9 protein-coding genes and 1 tRNA gene are annotated in these 6742 nt (G+C 63.6%); 8 read left to right on the forward strand and 2 right to left on the reverse strand.

All coding sequences use genetic code 11. The annotated features are described in order from the left end of the window. Positions 1-341, forward strand: a 341-nt coding sequence (locus LPZ50_RS19780; protein ID WP_230664099.1) for a Nif3-like dinuclear metal center hexameric protein, incomplete at its 5' end; no start/stop codon positions are given. A 21-nt stretch (positions 342-362) separates the two neighbouring features. Here the strand turns inward: LPZ50_RS19780 and mscL are convergent. Continuing rightward, positions 363-809, reverse strand: a complete 447-nt coding sequence (gene mscL / locus LPZ50_RS19785) for a large conductance mechanosensitive channel protein MscL (protein WP_230664102.1) — start codon at positions 807-809, stop codon at positions 363-365. A gap of 138 nt (positions 810-947) precedes the next feature. On the opposite strand from mscL, the gene petA reads away from it, so the two are divergent. The 6 genes from petA to LPZ50_RS19815 all read left to right on the forward strand — a co-directional run bounded on the left by petA (position 948) and on the right by LPZ50_RS19815 (position 5280). Next, positions 948-1589, forward strand: a complete 642-nt coding sequence (gene petA, locus LPZ50_RS19790) for a ubiquinol-cytochrome c reductase iron-sulfur subunit (RefSeq protein WP_230664105.1) — start codon at positions 948-950, stop codon at positions 1587-1589. Positions 1590-1653: 64 nt separating this feature from the next. Next, positions 1654-3042 carry a cytochrome b gene (locus LPZ50_RS19795; protein WP_230664107.1) on the forward strand — a complete coding sequence of 463 codons (1389 nt, stop codon included), beginning with the start codon at positions 1654-1656 and terminating at the stop codon, positions 3040-3042. A gap of 19 nt (positions 3043-3061) precedes the next feature. After that, a complete protein-coding gene (locus tag LPZ50_RS19800; protein WP_230664110.1) occupies positions 3062-3916 on the forward strand; it encodes a cytochrome c1 in 855 nt (284 codons plus the stop codon). Positions 3917-4071: 155 nt separating this feature from the next. Further along, entirely contained in the window at positions 4072-4683 is a 612-nt protein-coding gene (locus LPZ50_RS19805) for a glutathione S-transferase N-terminal domain-containing protein (RefSeq protein WP_230664113.1), read from the forward strand. Between the two features lie 18 nt (positions 4684-4701). Continuing rightward, positions 4702-5175: a ClpXP protease specificity-enhancing factor gene (locus tag LPZ50_RS19810; protein ID WP_230664116.1), complete on the forward strand. Its 474-nt coding sequence runs from the start codon at positions 4702-4704 to the stop codon at positions 5173-5175. Between the two features lie 29 nt (positions 5176-5204). Continuing rightward, positions 5205-5280 (forward strand) — tRNA-Thr (locus tag LPZ50_RS19815). A 7-nt stretch (positions 5281-5287) separates the two neighbouring features. Here the strand turns inward: LPZ50_RS19815 and LPZ50_RS19820 are convergent. Continuing rightward, complete coding sequence (locus LPZ50_RS19820; RefSeq protein ID WP_230664119.1) at positions 5288-6034, reverse strand: sulfite exporter TauE/SafE family protein; 747 nt, start codon at positions 6032-6034, stop codon at positions 5288-5290. A gap of 181 nt (positions 6035-6215) precedes the next feature. Here LPZ50_RS19820 and LPZ50_RS19825 point away from each other — a divergent pair. Further along, positions 6216-6742: MmgE/PrpD family protein (locus LPZ50_RS19825; RefSeq protein WP_230664122.1), on the forward strand; the 527-nt coding region annotated here is incomplete at its 3' end.

A 6742-nucleotide genomic window follows, 5' to 3' on the forward strand; every position in this document is an offset into this window, starting at 1 on the left:
CCGGCCTGGCCACGCTGGGCGACCTGGCGCAACGCGTGCATGAACGCCTGGGCCGCCCGCCGCTGGTGGTAGGCGATGCCAACCGGCCGCTCGCTCGCGTGGCCTGGTGCACCGGCGCCGCGCAGGGCTTCCTGGCCGATGCGGTGGAAGCCGGGGCCGATGCCTACATTACCGGCGAAGCCTCCGAGCCCACCGTGCACCTGGCCCGGGAAACCGGCACGGGCTTCATCGGCGCGGGCCACCACGCCACCGAACGCTATGGCGTGCAAGCCCTGGGCCAGGCGGTGGCCGACCACTTCGGGATACGCGTCGAGTTCGTGGACATCGACAACCCCGTATAGGCCGGCACCGCGCGGCGCCGCTTATTTCCTGAGCAGGTCGCGGATTTCGCGCAGCACCACCAGGTCTTCGGGCGGAGCCGCGGGCGCGGCCGGCGCGGCTTCTTCCTTGCGGCGCGCCGAATTAATGGCCTTCACGATCATGAACACCACAAAGGCCAGCAGAATGAAGTTGATCAGGATCGTAATGAAATTGCCCCAGGCCAACACGATGGCGCCCGCCTTGGTCACGTCCGCGTATGTCATGGGGCCGGTGTAGCCGTCGGGCATCGACAGCACCAGGAATTTGTTGGAAAAATCCACCGAGCCGCCCAGGATGAAGTTCACCAAGGGCATGATGAGATCTTTCACGACAGAATCGACGATCTTGCCAAACGCAGCGCCGATGATCACGCCAACAGCCAGATCAACGGCATTGCCCTTGACCGCAAAATCGCGAAATTCTTTGAGAAAACCCGATGCTTTGCTCATGAATGCTCCTTAGGTCGTTCGCCTCACGATGGGCTGACGCTATAATACGCGGTTGCTATGCTGTTACATATCTCGGCAAACCAGATGCTGCAAGCCTGATGCTACAGGTGGCTTAGGCGCATCAACAAGGATAGGAAGATGAGTCAGGATACGCTGGTGCATGACGATGACGGTGCGGTTGACCCAAACCTGCCGCCCGATCCTTCTAGACGTTTCTGGGTAACAACCGCCTGTGCGGTGGGCGGCGTAGCCGGTGTGGCAACCGCCGTCCCCTTCGTCAGCACTTTCGCCCCCTCTGAAAAAGCCCGCGCCGCCGGCGCCCCTGTCGAAGTCGATGTCGCCGACCTGGCTCCCGGCCAGATGCGCACCGTCGAATGGCGCGGCAAGCCCGTCTGGGTCATCCGCCGCTCCGAAGAACAACTTGCCGGCATCAAGTCGCAAGACGCGTTCCTGGCCGATCCCAACTCCGAGCGCCCCGGCTTCACGCCGGAATACGCGCAAAACGAGTTCCGCTCGCGCGAACCCGACCTGTTCGTATGCGTGGGCATCTGCACCCACCTGGGCTGCTCGCCCACCGCCCACTTCGAAACGGGCGGCGGCGGCGGCCTGCCAGCCAACTGGGAAGGCGGCTTTCTCTGCCCCTGCCACGGCTCCACCTTCGACATGGCCGGCCGCGTGTACAAGAACAAACCCGCGCCCGACAACCTCGAAGTCCCGCCGTATCAATACCTGAGCGACACCCGCATCATTGTCGGGGTTGATGAAGAGAACAAGGCCTGATGCGCTTCGCGCAACGCCTTTCCCCGACTTAGCAAAAATACGCCTCGTATAGAAGGAGCCATTGATGGCTGGCGAAAAAACCGTCGAGACAACAGGCCTGCTGGGCTGGCTGGACCGGCGCTTTCCGGTTACCTCTACCTGGAAAGCGCACCTGTCCGAGTACTACGCGCCCAAGAATTTCAACTTCTGGTACTTCTTCGGATCCCTCGCGCTGCTGGTGCTAGTGATCCAGATCGTCACCGGCATCTTCCTGGTCATGCACTACAAGCCCGACGCCGAACGCGCGTTCCAGTCGGTCGAGTACATCATGCGCGAAGTGCCCTGGGGCTGGCTGGTGCGCTACATGCACTCCACTGGCGCCTCGATGTTCTTCGTGGTGGTCTACCTGCACATGCTGCGCGGGCTGTTTTACGGCTCGTACCGCAAACCGCGCGAACTGGTGTGGGTGTTCGGCGTGGCCATCTTCCTGTGCCTGATGGCCGAGGCCTTCTTCGGTTACCTGCTGCCCTGGGGCCAGATGTCCTACTGGGGAGCCCAGGTCATCGTGAACCTGTTCGCCGCCATTCCCTTCATCGGGCCCGAGCTGTCCATCTGGATCCGCGGCGACTACGTCGTGTCCGACGCCACCCTGAACCGCTTCTTCGCGCTGCACGTCATCGCCATCCCGCTGGTGCTCATCGGCCTGGTGGCGGCGCACCTGGTGGCGCTGCACGAAGTCGGCTCGAACAACCCCGACGGCGTCGAGATCAAGCAGGGCCCGAAAGACCGGCACGGCCGCCCGAAAGACGGCATTCCGTTCCACCCGTTCTACACCGTGCACGACATCATGGGCGTAGCGGGCTTCCTGATCGTGTTCGCGGCCATTGTGTTCTTTGCCCCCGAAATGGGCGGGTACTTCCTGGAATACAACAACTTCATCCCGGCCGACCCGCTCAAGACCCCGCCGCACATTGCTCCGGTGTGGTACTTCACGCCGTTCTACTCCATGCTGCGCGCCACCACCGCCGAATTCACCTGGGTGCTGGCCGGTGCCGCCATCCTGGGCGCCATCGCGCTGCTGCTGCGTAGCAACCTCAAGGGTTTCATGCGCATCGCCGTGCCGGCCGTGCTGGTGGCGGTAGCCGTGCTGCTGCGTGTCATCGACGCCAAGTTCTGGGGCGTGGTGGCCATGGGCGGCGCGGTCGTCATCCTGTTCTTCCTGCCGTGGCTCGACCACTCGCCGGTCAAGTCCATCCGCTATCGCCCCACGTGGCACAAGGTTCTCTACGGCATTTTCATCGTCAACTTCCTGATCCTGGGCTTCCTGGGCACGCAGCCGCCCAACGACGTGTACAACCTCATGTCGCAAATCGGTACGCTGATCTACCTGGGCTTCTTCTTCCTGATGCCTGTCTGGAGCCGCCTGGGAACGTTCAAGCCGGTTCCCGACCGCGTCACGTTCCATGCCCACTAAGCCACGAACCCATAACGGAATGACCATGATCAAGAAGCTGATTGGTGCCGTAGCGTTTACGCTGGCGTGTACTGCCGCGTATGCCGCCGAAAGCGGCTTTCCGCTAGACAAGGCCCCCGACCGCGTCAACGACGTCGCCGCATTGCAAAATGGCGCCAAGCTATTCGTCAACTACTGCCTGAACTGCCACAGCGCCACGTCCATGCGCTACAACAAGCTCGCGGACATCGGCCTGACCGACGACCAAATCAAGGAAAACCTGCTGTTCACCGGCGAAAAAGTAGGCGACCTGATGCACATCGCCATGACGCCGGCCGATGCCAAGAAATGGTTCGGCACCGCACCGCCCGACCTTTCCGTCATCGCGCGCGCCAAGTCCATCAACGCCGGGCCCACCGGCGCCGACTACATCTACACCTACATGCGCACGTTCTACCGCGACGCCGCGCGCGCCACGGGCTGGAACAACCTGGTGTTCCCCAACGTGGGCATGCCGCACGTGCTGTGGGAACTGCAGGGCCCGCGCGAACTCACCACGGTGGCCATGCGCCAGGCGCAGGGCAAAGACGGCCATTCCTCTTGGGAACGCGTTACCACCACTTTCGATGCCCAAGGTTTTTCCCAGGCCAAGGCCGAACCCGTGGCCGATTTCCACGGCCACGCTTCGGTTGAATCCAAATTCAAGGCCCTGGACCCGGCCAAGGCGGCCGCCTACGACAACGACGTGGCCGACCTGACCGCCTTCCTGTCCTGGATGGCCGAGCCCACGCAGCTGTTCCGCAAGCAGCTGGGCGTGTGGGTGCTGCTGTTCCTGGGCCTGTTCCTGGTGGTGGCCTGGCGCCTCAATGCCTCTTACTGGAAGCACGTGCGTTAATATTCAGCCCTGCCAGCTTGCCGGCCGGCGCCTAGCCTGGCCGGTAACATATTCCCGATCGGGCGGCTTACGCCTGTCCACCCTGGCAATCGGGGCCAGCGTTTGCTAGATTGGCGACGCTGGCCTTTCGCTTTTCAATACAAGGACTTACCGCCATGATGGTGCTCTATTCCGGAACCACCTGCCCCTTTTCGCAACGTTGCCGTTTTGTGCTGTTCGAAAAGGGCATGGATTTCGAAATCCGCGACATCGATCTGTACAACAAGCCGGAAGACATTTCGGTGATGAACCCGTACGGTCAGGTCCCCATCCTGGTCGAGCGCGACCTGGTGCTGTACGAATCGAACATCATCAACGAGTACATCGACGAACGCTTTCCGCACCCGCAGCTGATGCCGGCCGACCCGGTCATGCGGGCGCGTACCCGCCTGTTCCTGTACAACTTCGAGAAGGAACTGTTCGTCCACGTTTCCACGCTGGAAGACCGCAGCGCCAAGCCCGACGAGAAAAAACTGGCCCATGCGCGCCAGAACATCCGCGACCGGCTTGCCCAATTGGCTCCGCTGCTGCTCAAGAACAAGTACATGCTGGGCGACGAGTTCTCGATGCTGGACGTGGCCGTGGCCCCGCTGCTGTGGCGCCTGGATCACTACGGCATTGAACTGCCGAAGAACGCCGCGCCCTTGCAGAAATACGCCGAACGCATCTTCTCGCGTCCGGCCTACATTGAAGCGCTGACGCCGTCTGAAAAAGTCATGCGTCGCTAAGCGCGAGGGCTGTGCAATATGGGTGAAACTTCCACCAAACCGTATCTGCTGCGCGCACTGCACGAATGGTGCACCGACAACGGCTACACGCCGTACATCACTGTCCAGGTCGACGAGCACACGCGCGTGCCCGTGGCCCACGTGCGCGACGGCCAGATCACGCTGAACGTGGGCACATTGGCCACCAACAAGCTGATCATCGGCAACGAATTCATTGAATTCCAGGCCCGTTTCAGCGGTGTCACCGAAAGCGTGCTGGTGCCCGTAGCAGCGGTCAGCGCCATCTATGCCCGCGAAACCGGGGCAGGCATGGGGTTCGAAGTCCAGCCTTATGAACCGGCCAGCGCCGACGCCGACAGCGCCGCCGTGCCGGTCGCCGTGGACGCGGCCGCCGGCACGGACACGGACACACCGGCCGAATCGTCCGCCACCACGCCGCCCGACGGCGACGACGACGAGCCCAAGCGTCCGCGCCTGACTATCGTCAAATAACCGCCACGCGCCGCCGTGGCGGCGCATCCGCCGGTGTAGCTCAGTTGGTAGAGCAGCTCACTTGTAATGAGAAGGTCGAGGGTTCGATTCCTTTCACCGGCACCATTGACCCTTAAAAGGTCTGCCAGATCATGTGCAGGCTGACCGCGGTCATCACGATCTTGAAGCCCAGCCGGAAAGTGGCCTCGGGCAGGTCGTCCAGCAGGCGGGTGCCCACCCAGGTGCCCGCCACGCCACTGGCGATCATCGCCGCGATCAGCGGTCCCCATTGCGCGTAGGCGAAGCCCAGCGTGCCGAACACCAGGATCTTCATGCCGTGCTGGATGACCATGCAGGCGGCGTGGGTGGCCACCAGCGGCTGCTTGATCAGGCCGGTGCGGGCCAGCAACGCCGCCACCAGCGGCCCGGTGGCGCCCACCAGCATGGTGCAGAAACTGGATATCGCCCCGCCCAGCACGAAATAGGCCTTGCCGTGGCGCCGGGCCGTCGTGCTGGGTTTCTTGCGATAGACAGACCACAGGATGAACAGCGCCAGGGCCCACTTGGCCAGCGCGTCGGGAATGCTGACCACCACCGAGGCTCCCAGCGCAATACCGGCCAGGCTGCCCAGGGTGAACCACAGCAGCAGCGGGGCCACCACGTGGCGGCGCTGGATGACGACACGCCCGCTGTTCGAACCCATCTGCACCACGCCGTGCACCGGCAGCACGCTGGTCACCGGCAGGCCCAGGCTCAGCACGGCCAGCATGGCCACGCCCCCGCCCAGTCCCATGGCGGCCGTCAGGGCGGAAGTGAGAAAGCTGGTAACCACCAAGACGGCGGCAAAGACAGACGTGATCTCGGCTGGGACGAAGGACATATTGCTCTCGGTTGAACCGGCGGCAGTGTAGCGTGCTTCAGGCAGGACACTGATGAATCCCGTTCATAACTGATCTGAGCCGCGGCCGATAGATGCCCGCGCGCATCGCTCCTATCATCGAGATCGTCAAACTCGGAAGCCGGGCAGGCAGGCCCGCGCGTTTCAGCAAGGAGCAGCAGGGGTGGACGATCTGGAGACATGGAAGAAGCTGGCGCGCGAGTACCGCGGCGTCACCCAGGAACTGGCGGCGTTCATCGCCGGGCTCAGGCCCGCCGACATTCCCGGCAAGACCCGGGAGATTCTCGACCACGCTTTGGTGGACGCACTGGGTTGCGGCCTGTACGGGCTGACCACGCCGTGGGGCCGCATCATGGCCGAATTCGCCCGCGAGCAACAGGGGCCAGCCGAGGCCGCCCTGTGGGGCGGCGGCATGCGCGTAAGCGCGGTCAACACTGTGTTGGCCGGCGGCACCGCCATCCACAGCTTCGACTTCGACGACCACAGCCGCGCCAAGATCCACCCGGGCGCGCTGGTGGTGCCGGTGGTACTGGCGCTGGCCGAGCGGCAGCGCGCCGGCGGCGGCCTGATATTGGCCGGCATGGCGGCCGGCTACGAGGCCATGAATCGCGTCAGCCAGGCGTTCAACCCCAGCCGTACCCGCATGCGCGGCTGGCACCTGACCGGCACCGCGGGCACCTTCGCGGCGGC

This window comes from Bordetella petrii, assembly GCF_020991325.1.
Lineage (GTDB): Bacteria > Pseudomonadota > Gammaproteobacteria > Burkholderiales > Burkholderiaceae_B > Bordetella_A > Bordetella_A petrii_E.